Annotated in this window: 15 protein-coding genes and 1 pseudogene; 12 read left to right on the plus strand and 4 right to left on the minus strand. The window is 50.4% G+C overall.

Features of this window, described 5'->3' with window-relative positions; genetic code table 11:
* The first annotated feature begins 64 nt into the window (after positions 1-64).
* The 8 genes from JVX88_RS07055 to asnB all read left to right on the plus strand — a co-directional run bounded on the left by JVX88_RS07055 (position 65) and on the right by asnB (position 8,129).
* Positions 65-1,006 (plus strand): hypothetical protein, encoded by a 942-nt coding sequence (locus JVX88_RS07055; RefSeq protein ID WP_211626628.1) that lies wholly within the window; start codon positions 65-67, stop codon positions 1,004-1,006.
* A 20-nt stretch (positions 1,007-1,026) separates the two neighbouring features.
* A complete protein-coding gene (locus JVX88_RS07060; RefSeq protein ID WP_211626629.1) occupies positions 1,027-2,838 on the plus strand; it encodes a fumarate reductase/succinate dehydrogenase flavoprotein subunit in 1,812 nt (603 codons plus the stop codon).
* 99 nt (positions 2,839-2,937) lie between these two features.
* Entirely contained in the window at positions 2,938-3,681 is a 744-nt protein-coding gene (locus tag JVX88_RS07065) for a succinate dehydrogenase/fumarate reductase iron-sulfur subunit (RefSeq protein WP_211626630.1), read from the plus strand.
* Positions 3,681-4,169 (plus strand): hypothetical protein, encoded by a 489-nt coding sequence (locus tag JVX88_RS07070; protein WP_211626631.1) that lies wholly within the window; start codon positions 3,681-3,683, stop codon positions 4,167-4,169. Before JVX88_RS07065 ends, JVX88_RS07070 begins: the two co-directional genes overlap by 1 nt.
* Before the next feature lie 100 nt (positions 4,170-4,269).
* Positions 4,270-4,599, plus strand: a complete 330-nt coding sequence (locus tag JVX88_RS07075; protein WP_211626632.1) for a YegP family protein — start codon at positions 4,270-4,272, stop codon at positions 4,597-4,599.
* Positions 4,600-4,676: 77 nt separating this feature from the next.
* On the plus strand, positions 4,677-5,855 hold the full coding sequence (locus JVX88_RS07080) for an exo-beta-N-acetylmuramidase NamZ domain-containing protein (RefSeq protein WP_211626633.1): 1,179 nt from the start codon (positions 4,677-4,679) through the stop codon (positions 5,853-5,855).
* Positions 5,856-5,958: 103 nt separating this feature from the next.
* Positions 5,959-6,960: a glycosyltransferase family 2 protein gene (locus JVX88_RS07085; RefSeq protein WP_225931354.1), complete on the plus strand. Its 1,002-nt coding sequence runs from the start codon at positions 5,959-5,961 to the stop codon at positions 6,958-6,960.
* 68 nt (positions 6,961-7,028) lie between these two features.
* On the plus strand, positions 7,029-8,129 hold the full coding sequence (gene asnB / locus JVX88_RS07090; RefSeq protein ID WP_211626635.1) for an asparagine synthase (glutamine-hydrolyzing): 1,101 nt from the start codon (positions 7,029-7,031) through the stop codon (positions 8,127-8,129).
* Here asnB and JVX88_RS43900 read toward each other — a convergent pair.
* A pseudogene (locus JVX88_RS43900) lies at positions 8,111-8,431 on the minus strand (redox-sensing transcriptional repressor Rex); the annotation flags it as partial. The gene asnB and the pseudogene JVX88_RS43900 sit on opposite strands and share 19 nt — an antisense overlap.
* Before the next feature lie 150 nt (positions 8,432-8,581).
* Here JVX88_RS43900 and ruvA point away from each other — a divergent pair.
* The 3 genes from ruvA (at position 8,582) to ruvB (ending at position 11,431) form a co-directional block, all read left to right on the plus strand.
* Positions 8,582-9,193: a Holliday junction branch migration protein RuvA gene (gene ruvA, locus JVX88_RS07100; protein ID WP_211626636.1), complete on the plus strand. Its 612-nt coding sequence runs from the start codon at positions 8,582-8,584 to the stop codon at positions 9,191-9,193.
* Positions 9,190-9,975, plus strand: a complete 786-nt coding sequence (locus JVX88_RS07105) for a CPBP family intramembrane glutamic endopeptidase (protein WP_211626637.1) — start codon at positions 9,190-9,192, stop codon at positions 9,973-9,975. The genes ruvA and JVX88_RS07105 overlap by 4 nt, the downstream gene beginning before the upstream one ends.
* 412 nt (positions 9,976-10,387) lie before the next feature.
* The gene (gene ruvB, locus JVX88_RS07110; RefSeq protein ID WP_211626638.1) at positions 10,388-11,431 is read left to right on the plus strand and encodes a Holliday junction branch migration DNA helicase RuvB; all 1,044 of its coding nucleotides are present in this window, start codon (positions 10,388-10,390) and stop codon (positions 11,429-11,431) included.
* A gap of 9 nt (positions 11,432-11,440) precedes the next feature.
* Here ruvB and JVX88_RS07115 read toward each other — a convergent pair whose 3' ends face one another.
* Both JVX88_RS07115 and JVX88_RS07120 read right to left on the minus strand, forming a co-directional pair.
* Positions 11,441-12,268 carry a hypothetical protein gene (locus tag JVX88_RS07115; RefSeq protein WP_211626639.1) on the minus strand — a complete coding sequence of 276 codons (828 nt, stop codon included), beginning with the start codon at positions 12,266-12,268 and terminating at the stop codon, positions 11,441-11,443.
* A gap of 222 nt (positions 12,269-12,490) precedes the next feature.
* Complete coding sequence (locus tag JVX88_RS07120; RefSeq protein ID WP_211626640.1) at positions 12,491-13,252, minus strand: biosynthetic peptidoglycan transglycosylase; 762 nt, start codon at positions 13,250-13,252, stop codon at positions 12,491-12,493.
* A gap of 92 nt (positions 13,253-13,344) precedes the next feature.
* Between JVX88_RS07120 and JVX88_RS07125 the strand changes: the two genes are divergently transcribed.
* On the plus strand, positions 13,345-14,640 hold the full coding sequence (locus JVX88_RS07125; protein ID WP_211626641.1) for a glucose-1-phosphate adenylyltransferase: 1,296 nt from the start codon (positions 13,345-13,347) through the stop codon (positions 14,638-14,640).
* 8 nt (positions 14,641-14,648) lie between these two features.
* Here JVX88_RS07125 and JVX88_RS07130 read toward each other — a convergent pair whose 3' ends face one another.
* Positions 14,649-15,809: a VWA domain-containing protein gene (locus tag JVX88_RS07130; protein ID WP_211626642.1), complete on the minus strand. Its 1,161-nt coding sequence runs from the start codon at positions 15,807-15,809 to the stop codon at positions 14,649-14,651.
* Positions 15,810-15,839 lie beyond the last annotated feature (30 nt).

Raw genomic sequence — 15,839 nt, forward strand, 5'->3', positions numbered from 1 at the left:
AACAAGTTAGCGGTAAGGACACCTTTACCGCATAACCTTGACTTGGAAACATACATCAATCAAAATGCCAAGTAATTTTCTGCCCATTTACGCCGGATCGGGCAATGCTCTTATCGAAAATTTTGTTTCGGTTCATTCCTCACTAAACGAGGGTTTAGTTCCGGCGATGTTCTCTCATCACTTAATTGCAGGGATCTGGGATTCTATGGCAGCCAACCTTGTTCAAATAACACGCCGCGGATTTGGTGAGACGATGCGACGGGATACGTGGTGGCTTCAGTCGCTGCTAACGTTCCTCGGTTTTTCTGCGTTCATTGTTTATTCTACCTGGGCCGCATTTCAGGGTGAGCATTATACATACGGGCCATACCTTTCACCATTTTACTCACCGTTGATCTGGGAGGCCGCAGGGCAGCCGCTTTCAACCCATTCATGGCTCGGTACATGGCCTTCGTGGATGCCAACGTGGCTGCCGATGACGCCGGCGCTCTTGATACTTTGGGCACCCGGCGGCTTCAGATTTACTTGTTACTATTATCGCGGCGCATATTACAAGGCGTTTTGGGCGGATCCGCCGGGCTGTGCCGTAGGTGAGCCTCGTTCAGGCTATCGCGGAGAGAATTGGCTTCCGCTGATCTTGCAGAACCTGCACCGATATTTTCTTTACTTAGCCCTGATCTTCATCGTAATCCTGACGTATGACGCGATCGCGGCCACACAGTTTTCCGACGGCTTTGGCATCGGTATCGGGACGATCGTGCTGACGATAAACGTTGTACTCCTTGCAGGTTATACCTTTGGCTGCCATTCGCTTCGCCACCTAGTAGGCGGCGGCTGCGACGTGCTTTCGAACAAGCCGGTCCGTCAGGGTTTGTGGGGTTGGGTAAGCAAGCTCAACCGCAAACATATGCTGTTCGCGTGGCTATCGTTATTCTGGGTGGGTTTTAGCGACCTTTATGTTCGTATGTGCTCGATGGGAGTGATAACAGATTGGCGTCTTTTGTAGATCGGTTCTGCGTAGAGTAAATGACTGAATACACAACATTCGAACATGACGTTCTCGTTATCGGTGCTGGCGGCGCGGGGCTTCGTGCCGCTATCGAGGCAAGCGCGGCCGGCGTCAACGTCGGGCTGATCTGTAAATCGCTGCTCGGCAAGGCTCATACGGTCATGGCCGAAGGCGGAATGGCTGCGGCGATGGGCAACGTAGATGACCGCGACAATTGGAAGGTGCATTTTTCCGACACGATGCGCGGCGGGCAGTATGTGAATAACTGGCGTATGGCCGAGCTACACGCCAAGGAAGCCCCTGACCGCGTCCGCGAACTCGAAGCATGGGGAGCCGTTTTCGACCGCACTAAGGACGGCCGCATCCTGCAGCGAAATTTTGGCGGGCATCGCTATCCGCGGCTTGCCCACGTCGGTGATCGGACCGGACTAGAACTTATAAGAACGCTTCAAGATCACGGTATCCATCAAGGGATCGACGTCCATATGGAAGTTACGGTAATCTCTCTGCTGAAAGACGGAGACCGGGTCGTCGGCGTATTTGCCTATGAACGCGAGCACGGGCGCTTTCGAGTGTTCAAGGCGAAGGCAGTCATCCTGGCAACAGGCGGCGTTGGCCGCGCATACAAGATCACCTCGAACAGCTGGGAAGGAACAGGCGACGGCCACGCCTTGGCATATCACGCGGGCGCAGAGCTGATCGATATGGAGTTCATACAATTCCATCCCACCGGAATGGTCTGGCCGCCATCCGTGCGCGGCATCTTAGTAACGGAAGGTGTTCGCGGAGAGGGCGGGATACTGAAGAACAGCGAAGGCCGCCGCTTTATGTTCGATGATATCCCCGATAACTATAGGAATCAGACCGCAAAGGATCCCGAAGAAGGTTGGCGATATACTCAGGGAGATAAGACCGCGAACCGGCCTCCGGAGCTGCTGACCCGCGACCACGTGGCACGGTGCATTAACCGTGAAGTAAAAGCCGGGCGCGGCTCTCCGCATGGCGGTGTTTATCTCGATATCGCGTGGATCAAAGAGAAGCTGCCGAACGCGGCTGAGCACATCAAGAAAAAGCTGCCGTCGATGTATCACCAGTTCATGCAGCTCGCGAATTTGGACATCACTACCACCCCGATGGAGGTCGGGCCGACAACCCATTACATAATGGGCGGTATTCGCGTCGATGCAGATACGCAGGCTTCGACGCTGCCCGGACTTTTTGCGGCAGGCGAATGCGCGAGCGGCATAAACGGCGCGAATCGGCTTGGCGGCAATTCCCTTTCTGACCTTATCGTTTTTGGCAAGCGTGCAGGTGAGTATGCCGCGAATTTCGCGAAAGAGAACGGCCATGGAAACATTGACAGAGCCCAGATAGAAGCGGAAGCGAAACGCGCACTCGAACCCTTTGAACGCGACGGCGGCGAGAATCCATTTTCCATTCAGCACGATCTTCAGGATATGATGCAGCGGCTGGTCGGGATCGTCCGCAATGAGGGCGAGATGGAAGAGGCACTTGAAGGACTTAGCTCCTTAAAGGAACGAGCGGCGAGATGTTCTGTTTCGGGCAATATAGATTTCAATCCCGGTTGGCACACTGCACTTGATCTAAGGAATCTGCTTACAGTCTCCGAAGCTATCACACGCTCGGCGATCGAAAGAAAAGAAAGCCGCGGCGGGCAGTTCCGTGAAGACTTTCCTGACAAGGATCCCGAATGGGGCAAAAAGAACATCGCGGTAAAGCGCGACTCGGACGGGCATATGCAGATCTCGCACATCCCGATCCCGGAAATGCCGGCCGAATTGAAACAGGTGATCGAAGAGATGGGATGACAAGAGCTTTGAACGCAAAGACGCGAAGCTACAGAGACGTAAGTGTTTTTAAATGAGTTTTGGTCTCTGCCAACTGGCCAATTTGCGTTGAAGAAACTTATGACGCAAGCAACATTCAGCATACGACGCGGAGGCCGCGAGGACGGCGAAATGGTCGATTACACAACTGATGTGACCGAGGGAATGGTCGTCCTTGATGCTGTGCATCAGATCCAAGCCGAATCTGCGCCGGACCTTGCATGCCGATGGAACTGTAAAGCCGGTAAGTGCGGATCGTGCTCGGCTGAGATAAATGGGATGCCGAAATTGATGTGTATGACACGGCTGGACACGATCGACACAACACAAAAAGTAACCATTGAACCGATGCGCGCGTTCCCTCCGATAAAAGACCTTATCAGCGACGTAAGCTGGAATTACGAGGTCAAAAAACGCATCAAGAAGTTCAAACCTCGCGAACCCGATGCCGAGGATGGCACTTGGCGAATGCAGCAATCGGACATTGATCGCGTGCAGGAATTCCGCAAATGCATAGAATGTTATCTTTGCCAAGACGTCTGCCATGTGCTTCGCGACCACAACAAGCATTCTGAGTTTATTGGCCCTCGGTTTCTTGTCTATACGGCCGCGCTTGAGATGCATCCGCTCGATACGGAGGACAGGGTTGACGAACTGAAGGATCTTTTCGGCGTCGGCTATTGCAACATCACAAAATGCTGCACCAAAGTCTGCCCTGAGCACATCACTATCACTGATAATGCGATCATTCCGCTAAAGGAGCGCGTCGTTGACCGGCATTATGATCCTGTAAAGAAACTAGTAAGATTGTTCAGGAAGAAGTGATGAAGATGTTTGAATTGAAGCCACTATCACCCGAAGCCATCCCTGCCGCGTTAGAGAAGGCAAACCGATATCGCCTGCTCAACGAACCCGGAGCGGCAGAAAGCATTTGTTTGGATATTCTGGCCGTTGAGCCGGCCAATCAGGAGGCCCTGAAGACGATCGTTCTCGCGATGAGTGATCGGTTCTCAAAAGATTATGCCGTCGGCGATACGCATTATAACGAATACCTTGCGCGTTTGACGGACGACTATGAGCGTGCATACTACACGGGTATCATTTATAAGCGGCGGGCAAAGGCAACGCTTGCAAAGGGTGGGCTTCAGGCATACGAGCTTTTTGCTCAGGCGATGGAGTGGTTCGAAAAGGCCGAGGCCATCCGCCCAGCGGGTAATGACGATGCAATATTGATGTGGAACGGCTGTGCGCGGATCGTTGACAGAAACCGCCTTCGTCCGCACGAAGTTTCAGCCACAGACACTTTGGAATAGTTCGCGAGATTCGATTTGCCCGCGGTTTGTGTTATCCTTTCGGCGAACGGTTTTCCAATTTCGTTATCAATTAACCTTTTCAGAAACAAGGAGCGATCAAATGGCAGGAAAATTTGAGATAAAGACCGGCAAGGATGGAAGGGCTCACTTCAATCTAAAAGCCTCGAATGGACAGGTCATTCTGACAAGCGAGAAGTATGAATCGCGAAAGGCGTGCGAGAACGGCATAGCCTCTGTTAGAAAAAATGCTGGCAATGACGCCCGATTTGAGCGGAAAACGGCGAAGGACGGATCGCCATATTTCGTCCTCAAAGCGGCTAATGGCGAACCGATCGGAAAAAGCGAGATGTATAAGACCAAGCGATCTATGGAGAATGGCATCGCCTCGGTAGCAAAGAATGCTCCTGACGCCGTGGTAACGGACGCCTAATAGTTTTTTGTAAGAAAATTTGGACATCAGCCCGAGCGGTATGCTTGGGCTTTTTGCTTGCCCTTCATATCAAAAGAATGTCAGAAAGAACAAGAATCGGACTTGAGCGGCTGATTACGGACCGCATCGAACTATTGAAAGGACAGCGCGTTGGACTTGTCTGCAATCAAGCCTCCGTGCTTCCCGACCTCAGCCATGCGGCCGACGTGTTCCACGAACATCCATCCATCCGGCTGACCGCACTTTTTGGACCGCAGCACGGCATTCGCGGCGATGTTCAGGATAATATGATCGAGACCGACCATACCATCGATGCCCGGACCGGGCTGCCGATCTATTCTCTTTACAGCGAAACACGTGAGCCTACCGAAGAGATGCTATCAGATCTTGATACTATCGTTTTTGATCTGCAGGATGTCGGATGCCGGATCTACACTTTTGTTTACACAATGGCGAATTGTATGCGAGCGGCAAAGCGTTTTGGTAAACGCGTGATCGTCTGCGACCGTCCTAATCCGATCAACGGCCGTGACATTGAGGGAAATATCACCGAGCACGAATTCAAATCATTCGTTGGACAGTTCGAACTGCCGACCCGGCACGGTATGACGATCGGCGAACTCGCCAGGATGTTCAATGAGCATTTCGGCATCGGGTGTGATCTCGAGGTAGTACCGATGACGGGTTGGCGCCGGGATATGTGGTTTGAGGAGACCGGCCTGCCGTTCGTAATGCCAAGCCCGAATATCCCGACCGTTGATACCTGCGTAGTGTTTCCGGCGACGGTACACATTGAAGGAACAGAGCTTTCCGAAGGCCGCGGGACAACAAAACCCTTTGAACTGAACGGAGCTCCTTACATCGATCCGTGGGAATGGGTGGCGGCTCTCGAAGACTATGAATTCGAAGGTGTCGCATTTCGCCAATGCTATTTTCAACCCACGTTTCAAAAACACGCGCGCATTACCTGCGGCGGACTTCAGATCCACGTCTTCAATCGCGATGTTTTCCGTCCGGTCGCGCTCGGTATCGCGATGATAAAAACGGCCTACGACCTCTACACTGAGAAATTCGAATGGAAGCGGGACGCGTACGAATACGAGTTCGATAAGAATCCGTTTGATGTTGTCTGCGGCACGGACAAAATAAGGCAGGCAATTGAATCGGGGAGGTCATTTGAAGAAATCGTAAGTTCGTGGTCGGAAGCATTACGACAATTTGCGAGCACACGGCGACCCTTTCTGCTTTATGGCTAGAACAAAATATATTACAAGCCGCTATACTTGGGGTGTTGAATTGTATTTTCTATTGTCAAAGTTCTACATTAGATAATTTGTCGTCTTGATCACAATGGGTCCGATGAACTCGAACGAAAATTACGACCGGCCGGAGCTTTCGCTGTTCCTTCCCGTTTTGAACGAGGAAGACAACCTAAGACCGATGCAGGCAAAGATCAGGGCTGCTCTTGAAGAACTAGGAAAGACGGCAGAGATCATATACGTGGATGATGGCTCGACAGATCGTTCATTAGAGATCCTTCGTGAGATCGCCGTCGAAGATAGACATGTTCGTGTTATCTCGCTCCGTCGCAACTATGGACAAACGGCTGCGATGTCTGCCGGGATCGACGCAGCACGCGGAGAGATCCTTATTCCGATGGATGCTGACCTGCAGAACGACCCGGCTGATATAAAGCGCCTGCTTGAAAAGCTTGACGAAGGTTACGACGTTGTCTCCGGCTGGCGAAAGAATCGGCAGGACAAGATGATCTCGCGGAAGATACCATCGATGATCGCGAACAAGATCATCTCCTGGATCGGCGATGTGCCCCTGCACGACTACGGCTGTTCGCTGAAGGCGTATCGTCGGGACGTCCTGAAAGACGTAAAGCTTTACGGCGAGATGCACCGCTTTATCCCGATCTATGCTTCTTGGGCCGGGGCACGCGTTGCTGAAATTCCCGTGGACCACCACGCCCGCACCGCAGGCAAATCTAAGTACGGGATCTCCCGGACGATCAAGGTGATCTTCGATCTGATGACGATCAAGTTCATGGCAGAGTATCACACAAAACCGATCTACGTTTTTGGGACGTTTGGGATGTTGGCTCTTGCAGCATCGGTCCTGTCGGGACTCTACGCAGTGTTTCTCAAATTTGCTGGCAAACTTGGTATGCCGCAATACCAGGCGGATTTCGTTGAAACGCCGCTGCCTATTCTTTGCATTGTGATGTTCGCCATATCGATACAGTTCTTCCTGATGGGCCTACTCGCTGAACTCCTTGTCCGCACCTACCACGAATCGCAGGACAAGGCGATCTATGCTGTGCGCGAAAGGATAGGATTTCAAACAATGGAATAGATCGTATCTGCAGGTAATGTTTTCATTTTGACCTGCGAGGGGCCTCGTGAATCCGTCGTTAGAAGTTTATGTGCGGTATCACCGGTTGGATAAACCTCGACACTACTAAAGCTGAACAAAACGCCGAGGCGGCGCTGCACTCGATGTGTGACCGGATCGTGCATCGCGGACCGGACAGCGAGGGGCTCTGGCTGGATGAGACCGTTGCTCTCGGCATGCGGCGGCTTTCGATCATCGACCTCAAGACCGGCGATCAGCCGGTTTTCAATTGCGACAAGTCCGTCATCGTGATGATGAACGGCGAGCTTTACAACTATCGGGAGATTCGTGCCGAACTTGAGAAGAAGGGACACAGATTTACAACCAATTCTGATACAGAAATACTCCCGCATCTTTATGAAGAATACGGCGATGGCCTGCTTGAATGCGTAAACGGAATGTTCGCCTTTTCGTTGTGGGATACGCGAAAGAAAAGACTCATCATCGCGCGCGACCGTTTCGGAGAAAAACCGCTTTATTACGGCGTTTTCGAAGGCAAGCTGATCTGGGGCTCTGAACCAAAGGCCATACTCGCCCATCCGGCAGTCAAGCCGGAACTCGATCTTAACGCGCTCCGCCACTACGTTTCGTTCGACTATGTTCCGGCACCGATGTCGATCTACAAAGGCATCCACAAACTTCCTGCCGCAAATGTTTTGACGGTCGAAAACGGCGAAGTTAAAACTAGACGATATTGGGACGTGAAGTGGTCAGAACCGTCTTCGTCAGTGGTCGGCGAGTTCGGTAATGGCTCATCTCACGAAAAGTCGCTAAACCGCAAAGCGGAGGAATTAAGAGAACTTTTGTCCGATGCCGTAAGGATGCGGCTTGTTTCGGACGTCCCGCTCGGCATCTTACTTTCAGGCGGGATCGATTCATCGACCGTCGCGGCCCTTGCCGTTCGGCATGCCACCGAGCGAGTAAAGACCTTTTCGATTGGCTTCGAAGAAGATAGCTTTGACGAATCGAGATACGCCCGACATGTAGCAAAGCATTTAGGCACAGAGCATTACGAGGACAAACTTTCCGCGACTACTGCCGGCTCACTGATCGTGATCTTTTTTCCGATCTTCGAAGGATCCGAATCGAAAAGGGCGACAACTTGGAAATTCGTTCGGTTTATCGCGTAGTAATCTGCTATGGCTGTTCCGATCCGTCCGGCTCCGATGATCCCGATACGATAATCGCGGCCAAGTCCAAGTATCTTTTTGAGATGTTCCCGGAGTTCATCGACAGAGTATCCAACCCCGCGCGTCCCGAATTCACCGAAACACGCCAGGTCTTTTCGAATTTGTGCGGAATTTAGATTGAATTTACGTGCAAGTGCCGCAGAGGAGATCGTACTTTGGCCCTTTTCAGCCAGTTCGTTCAAACAACGAAGGTAAACGCTAAGTCTATTCGTGGTGAGCTCTGAGACCTTTTCTACCTTCATCAAATTTCTACTTAATCAGAACAGACGGTGTTGTGCAAGGCAAAAAGTTAAGGTGGCCCTGGTTTATCTCGCCATCCGGCTGCACACCAAACCCTGCTAGCTCGATTGCGTTCTTCGCTGCTTTGCGTGAAACTTCTTTATTAAATCGAGATGATCGCATTTCTTTCAGGTACACTTATCGAAAAACACGCCAATTCAGTCATCATTGACGTAAACGGCGTCGGATATGAAGTAAATATACCGCTTTCGACCTTTTACGAACTAGGCGATGTTGGCGGCGAGGTTTCGCTTCGCATCTATACCTATGTTCGCGAAGATGCTATCCAGCTTTTCGGATTCATGACCATCCGCGAACGAGATCTGTATCTAAGGTTGATCTCTGTCCAGGGTGTGGGGGCAAAAAGCGGCATAGCCATGCTTTCGGGAATGAGCGCTGATGAGATGATCGCAGCTATCCGATCAGAGAATATTGCCAAACTCACGGCAATTCCCGGCGTTGGCCGAAAGACGGCTGAGCGCTTGGTGGTAGAGCTTCGCGATAAGGTCGGCGAGCTTGCCTCAAGCCTTAAAGCGGACGTCTCATCCTCAGCTGGCGCCGCAGCGGACGGGGAAGGTACGTTCGACGATGCGCTCTCAGCTCTTGTCAATCTTGGCTATAAGAAAGATGCCGCCGAGAAGGCTCTCCAGCAGGCGATCAAGGACGGGACCGAGATGAATGTGCAGAAACTCCTGCGGGCCGCCCTGCAAAGACTAGCAAGATGAAGGAGACCATTGTCCGTCTAAAAGCGGATATTTCAGCTTTAGACCGGCGCGCAGTTATAGCGCTTATCTATACAGCAGTCGGACTAACGTGCATTTACTATTTCAAAAATGTAGAAGCTGTCCGACTTTTCTTGGCAGGAAGTTCGCTAGAAGATTTCGGACATTTCATTGCGAATTCACACGATAACAACCTGCCGGCACTCGGTTGGTGGGTTCTGATCGTAACTATCTTTTACCTTCTATTGCCCGCATTGTTGATCAAGTTCGTATGGCAGGCAAAATTGAAAGACTTTGGATTAAGATCGGCGATCGAACCCGGATTCTGGAAGCTTTTGGCGATCTGCGTGATAGTAATGCTGCCGCTTGTTTACCTTATGTCGCTGACAGAAGGTTTCGCCGCCAAGTATCCCTTTCTTCAGATCTATAATGGCGATCCATACATTGGCAAAACATTGCTGATCTGGGAGTTGATATACTTCCTACAGTTTTTCGGACTGGAGTTCTTCTTTCGGGGATTTCTGGTACATAGCCTGAAGCCCGCTCTAGGACTTTATTCTATCGTTGTAATGACAGTCCCATATTGCATGATCCATTTCGGCAAGCCGATGCCGGAAACTCTTTCGGCTGTTTTAGCGGGGATATTTCTGGGTTGGTTAAGCTACAGAAACGGTAGTATCTGGCTCGGGCTTATTCTTCACTGTGTAGTTGCTTTTTCAATGGATATTTTCGCTCTGCTGCATAAGGGCATCCTATTTCCGATGAATGCTGGGCTTGCGAACTAAGCTCCCGTGAAGATATTACTACAAGAATGGGTATGACAAATGTCAGCAAAAGCTCGGGCGAGGCGGTCTGAGATATTTCGCAGAGCTTTTGTTATCAGGCCTAAGACAAAGATTCTGATCCCAGGTCTGAAGATGATTCAATAGATTTGGGATCAAGGCCGCCGACCCTGACTTCAGTTTGTTGGATGAGGAGGAGATGGCCGCTCTCCTCCGCGAAGCAATGCTGTTTAGAGAGCGGAAATTTGGACTGACAAAATCACTAATGGCGATGTACCCGGAGAATATGTCGGCACTCTGATTCGGATTTCAAAAGAGCTTTCGTATAATCGGCCTAGAGAATTATCAAAGCATTTGCTTAATTGGTGCCCGCTTTCGTTGTAGTTAGCGCAATTCTGATCATTAACGGTATCTAATGATAAATACGCCAGCCATAAATATTCGAGACGAAGTGCTTGCGTCGGAAGATGCCAGCTTCGAGGCAAGTTTAAGGCCTGCCAAGCTTGCCGATTACGTTGGTCAGCAAAAGGTCAAGGACAACCTTCGTGTGTTTATGAAGGCGGCTCTTAAGCGACGCGAGGCTCTCGATCACATCTTGCTCACAGGTCCGCCGGGGGTCGGAAAGACAACACTCTCTAATATTGTCGCCAATGAAATGGGCTCTGCTCTTAAATCGACCGCAGGCCCGATAATAGAAAAGGCAGGCGATCTGGCAGCGATCCTAACCAATCTTGAAGAAGGTGATGTTCTCTTCATCGATGAGATACATAGACTGAACCCGGCGATCGAAGAGATACTCTATCCCGCAATGGAAGATTATTCTCTTGATCTTATGATCGGCCAGGGAACAGCCGCAAGGTCTATAAAACTGGAACTTCCAAAATTCACGTTGGTCGGTGCTACAACGCGGCCCGGCCTGATAACGGCTCCGCTGCGTGGCAGATTCGGGATAATCTTTCACCTTGATTTTTATGGTGTTGATGAATTGAAAAAGATAGTGGATCGCTCGGCTGGAATACTCGATGTTGTCATTGAGAGTTCCGGATCGAATGAGATCGCAAGGCGTTCACGCGGAACACCGCGTATTGCTAATCGCCTCCTACGACGCGTTCGCGATTATGCTGAGGTAGATCACGACGGGAAAATAACCGATCACGTCGCAAATGACGCCCTTAACCGTATGGAAGTCGATACTTTCGGCCTGGATGAGATGGACCGCAAGCTTCTGCTGACGATCATCGAAAAATTTGACGGCGGCCCGGTAGGGCTTGGGACGATCTGTGCTTCGCTCCACGAAGAAAAGGATTCTATCGAAGAGATCATCGAACCATATCTGCTTCAGATCGGTTTTCTGAACCGAACCCCTCGCGGTCGAATGGCAACACGGCTGGCATATGAACACTTTGGTTTGAATATGCCAAGTGCAGCAGCCACCAACATACCGACCCTGTTTGAATAGGCTTAAGGATCAATTGTCCTGAAACTGAAAAACGTAGGTCGTGTCTCCGATATTTAGGGTCGCAAGTCTGAAACTTGAACCGGGTGCAGAGCGAAAATAAAAGCTCCCAGAAACGGTCTTTTTCCCATTAACATTCTTCGCCGAGAACTGTTTCGAATTAAAGATGGACTTAGTTGATCTGGTATTTTTTGCCGATACGGTCCCCACTCCGCCAGTTGGCCCGCCATCACTTGCAGATGTGGTCGTAGCCGTTGGGTCCGACTTAGACATTCCCGGAGCCTGAGGGATCACCGTATTTCTAGGATCGGGCTTCGGAGGAGGGTTTATACCTGGTATCGGCTCGGTCCTTGAGCTTTGCCGAACCAGGTCCGCATTGCGAAACTCACCCGGACGCCAAATATCGACCATTCCGATAGCTGCCGGCCCCTGATCGGTAGCTATAGGAGTATTTCGCTCGACAACAATGAAAGCATTCCCTGTTGCCAGCGGTTCAGCTCGGGCAAGAAATTCGTTCTCATTGGAATAGTGAACAAGTTTCCAGGCGTTTAAGTCCAACTCGATCTTCTCCGCTGAATTGTTGGCAATATGTATAGAAGCCACCCACCGCGTTCTCTCATCTATGAGCTTGAGTGAGACCGCTATCTGCCCATTTTCAATTACCTTTACGATACTTCCGTTCTCATCAAACTCTCTGCACACGACCGTTCGCTCAATAACAAGCTTCTTGCTTCCGCATTCCGCCTCGGATGTCCAGAAAATGATGTTCGGCTGATATTGGGCAAGAGCAGAGACCGCGGACAAGAACAACGCGATGATAAAAGTAAAGAAGATCTTCACTGTACGAGCCTCCTTGCGCCCGATGTTGGGGTTACGACTGAAGGATGACCTAGCTTACTCCTACTGAGGCATCACCGTCAATATTTTTATCATTTTTATCGCAAATACGGTGCTACTCTTGGCTGTATCAGGCAAATGGACACCGAATGCGTGCAAAAGCAGAGATCGAAGACGGCATTACCACGTGAAGAACTAGCATCAAGCGCCCGCCTTGCAGGGCGATCAATATTGAAGCTTTATCGAGTTCATATACTTTAGCAACACACGCTGTCGTCGCACCACACGCTTTCGATTCTTTTCCGGATTGAAGACATTTAGCGGACTCGGTATCATCGCCGCAAGAAAAGCTGCCTCTTCACGAGTGAGATTCGATGCGTTCTTGTTGAAGTAGTGTCGGGATGCAGCCTCGGCTCCGTAAATGCCGTCACCCCATTCGATCACATTCAAATAAACCTCAAGGATACGTTTTTTTGAAAGATTTCTCTCAAGAAAATAAGTATAAACGGCCTCGCGTCCCTTTCGTAGAAAGTTTCGGTCCTCGGAAAGATAAAGATTCTTGGCAAGCTGTTGCGTTACAGTGGAAGCTCCTCGCTTGAACTGAGGCATCGGCGGGATCCAGGCATTCGGATCGAAATCGCCTGATTCCTTTGCTTCACGCTCGCCTTCTTTGACCGCGTCGTCCCAGGCTTTTTGGATCGCTTCCCAGTCGAACCCGTTATGCTCAAAAAAACGTGCATCTTCGCCCGCGAGTACAGCTCTGTGGAGATGGGGTGAGATCTGGTCAATAGGCGTCCAGATCATATATTTGCGCGGTTCACGTCCTTCAGATACGGCTTCCGAAATGCGATATTCGATCATTGATGTGCTCGCAGGATTCTCCGTTCGCAGCTTCGCAATGCTTGGAAAGGTGATAAGTTCATACGTCAACCAGACGGCGATCGCACCGATCAGTGTCAGAAACAGAACTTTTGTCCAATACCACATGCCAGATCACAGTAGCTGAAACTATTGCAAATGTCGCAATAATAACATCATCTCAGCTTTCAATTTTACAATTTCCCAATACAATACTCGATATGGCATCGAACGAAAATGTCGTCGCGGTGATCCTAGGTGGTGGTGCTGGAACACGTCTTTTCCCTCTTACACGCGACCGCTCAAAACCGGCAGTGCCCCTTGGCGGAAAGTATCGTTTGATAGATGTCCCGGTCTCCAACTGCATAAATTCGAACGTAACGCAGATCTTTGTCGTAACGCAGTATAATTCCGCCTCGCTTAACAGGCATATATCTCAGACGTACCGTTTCTCGAATTTTTCGACCGGCTTCGTTGAGATACTTGCTGCAGAACAACGAAAAGATAGCCCTGGGTGGTTTCAGGGAACAGCTGATGCCGTCCGCCAGATAATGCCGCACCTTCGCGATTGGAGAGTGAAAACGCTTCTGATCTTATCAGGCGATCACCTTTATCGGATGGATTACCGAAGATTTCTCGCTCGCCACTATGACACCAATGCCGACGTTACCATCTCCGTCATCCCTGCGAAGCCAGAAGATGCAGAGGGATTCGGACTGCTGAAAACCACCCCCGAAGGCAAGATAACGGAATTCCGGGAAAAGCCAAAAGGCGACGAACTCCTTTCAATGAAGGTCGATACCACCAGCTTCGGCCTTTCTATTGAAGAAGCAGCTCGGCGCCCTTATCTTGCCTCGATGGGCATTTACGTATTTAACTACGAACGGCTTGTCGAACTCCTAAATGAGGACGAGTCGCGGGTTGATTTCGGCGGAGAAGTCATCCCAGCCGCCATACGCTCCTGCAATGTACAGGCTCATCTTTTCAACGATTACTGGGAAGACATTGGGACGATCCGAGCATTTTATGAGGCCAATCTTGATCTTGCGTCTCCGTTGCCTAAGTTCAATTTTTTCGACACATCAGCACCGATATACTCGAGGAGCCGTTACCTGCCACCTTCGAAGTTGCAGGATTCGGACATCGATCGGTCATTGGTCAGCGAAGGCTGCATCATTAATGGCATCTATGCCCGGAATTCTATAATAGGGCTGCGGAGCAGGATCGACACCGGTGTCAGGATAGAGAATTCCATTCTGATGGGTTCTGATTTCTATGAATCCATATCTGAATTGCAGTGGAATCTAGATGGTTCTGTTCCTAACATCGGCATCGGGCGAAATTCTCATATCCGCAAGGCGATCATCGATAAGAACGTACGTATCGGCAAGAACGTAAAGCTCTTGAATTCGCGCGGTGTTGAGAACGAAGATTGCCCGAACGGCTCATACTATGTCCGGGAAGGCATAATCATTATCCCGAAAAACTCCTTGATACCGGACGATACGGAGATCTAGCTTTTCATCTAGCGCTCCGGGATCGAATATGTCGTTCGTGCTTTTACCGCGACATTCTCACGATCCACGCGTATCCGGATCCTGCGTTGGGAGCCAGGACGGGCGTCTTCGCTAGGATAATATCCGATCCTATAGTATTCCCTTAATTCGCTTGCAATGGTCTTGAATGCGTTCGCCAAGTTCCCAAAGGTGTTCGCCACAAAGACTCGTCCGCCCGACCTTTCTGCCAATCGATCAAGGAATTCCTCAGCAAATCTATAATCCTCGGGCCGTGTCCCAGTCTCGCTCGGACGCGAAATAACCGGACCCGGTAATGGAAACGGAAGTCCGCTTCCTTCACTGGGAACTGTCGGCGGCGTTTTAGTATCGCGGATGTCTGGCCTATTGACGATAGGCTTGTTCCGCATTGATTGGACATCTGCAAAAGTGTCGTACCGTATCGGGTATATCAGGACATCTGACTCGGATACGTCGCGCAAATTTGAAAGATCATTGGATTCGCGACTTGTGGTATCCACGCCGTCCGTAAATAGAACGACCGCCTTCCTTCCATCAATTCCAACCAGCTGTCGATTTATGACCAGGTCGATCGCCTCGTAAAGGCTAGTGCCGGTGGATATCCTGGTTCGGCGGATCGCGGAATAAATGACGGAACGATCATTTGTCGCATCACACAAGAAGTGGACGTCGCCGTCAAAAGAAACTATTGCAACGCGGTCATCGGGCCGAAGCTGGTCGATAAAAGCGATCGCGGCTGATTGGATTTCCTCTATCTTGAAAACTGTCGAATAGCTGACATCAAGCATAAGAACCACCGTAAATGGTATAGCCTCTGATTGAAAATACTCGATCGTCTGTTCGACATTATCCTCGAACACCTTGAAATTTTCGCTGGTCAGTCCTCCGACAAAACGGCCACTTCGATCAACCACTCTCACCGGGAACGAAACAAGACGCGTCTCAACACGGATCACTTTGCCTGCTTCTTCAGCTCCCGGATCAGTCTTTTCGTCAATTGAGGGTGTAGGAGTAGGTTCAGGCGGTACTGGACGCTTATTAATACGCTCAGGAGTCGGGCTTGGTAAAGGGCGGCGAGACTGCCCGACGGAAACATCCGTAAGCAAAAATAGAGAAATCAGGCAAAGAAGAAATAAACGCTTATCCTGCATCGGTTATGACAGCATATTCGATGCCTTAGC

It is taken from the genome of Leptolyngbya sp. 7M (genome assembly GCF_018128485.1).

Coding starts and splice junctions, on each gene's coding strand:
- JVX88_RS07055 (WP_211626628.1), top strand. CDS start 65: ATGCCAAGTAATTTTCTGCCCATTTACGCCGGATCGGGCAATGCTCTT.
- JVX88_RS07060 (WP_211626629.1), top strand. CDS start 1,027: ATGACTGAATACACAACATTCGAACATGACGTTCTCGTTATCGGTGCT.
- JVX88_RS07065 (WP_211626630.1), top strand. CDS start 2,938: ATGACGCAAGCAACATTCAGCATACGACGCGGAGGCCGCGAGGACGGC.
- JVX88_RS07070 (WP_211626631.1), top strand. CDS start 3,681: ATGAAGATGTTTGAATTGAAGCCACTATCACCCGAAGCCATCCCTGCC.
- JVX88_RS07075 (WP_211626632.1), top strand. CDS start 4,270: ATGGCAGGAAAATTTGAGATAAAGACCGGCAAGGATGGAAGGGCTCAC.
- JVX88_RS07080 (WP_211626633.1), top strand. CDS start 4,677: ATGTCAGAAAGAACAAGAATCGGACTTGAGCGGCTGATTACGGACCGC.
- JVX88_RS07085 (WP_225931354.1), top strand. CDS start 5,959: ATGAACTCGAACGAAAATTACGACCGGCCGGAGCTTTCGCTGTTCCTT.
- asnB (WP_211626635.1), top strand. CDS start 7,029: ATGTGCGGTATCACCGGTTGGATAAACCTCGACACTACTAAAGCTGAA.
- ruvA (WP_211626636.1), top strand. CDS start 8,582: ATGATCGCATTTCTTTCAGGTACACTTATCGAAAAACACGCCAATTCA.
- JVX88_RS07105 (WP_211626637.1), top strand. CDS start 9,190: ATGAAGGAGACCATTGTCCGTCTAAAAGCGGATATTTCAGCTTTAGAC.
- ruvB (WP_211626638.1), top strand. CDS start 10,388: ATGATAAATACGCCAGCCATAAATATTCGAGACGAAGTGCTTGCGTCG.
- JVX88_RS07120 (WP_211626640.1), bottom strand. CDS start 13,252: ATGTGGTATTGGACAAAAGTTCTGTTTCTGACACTGATCGGTGCGATC.
- JVX88_RS07125 (WP_211626641.1), top strand. CDS start 13,345: ATGGCATCGAACGAAAATGTCGTCGCGGTGATCCTAGGTGGTGGTGCT.
- JVX88_RS07130 (WP_211626642.1), bottom strand. CDS start 15,809: ATGCAGGATAAGCGTTTATTTCTTCTTTGCCTGATTTCTCTATTTTTG.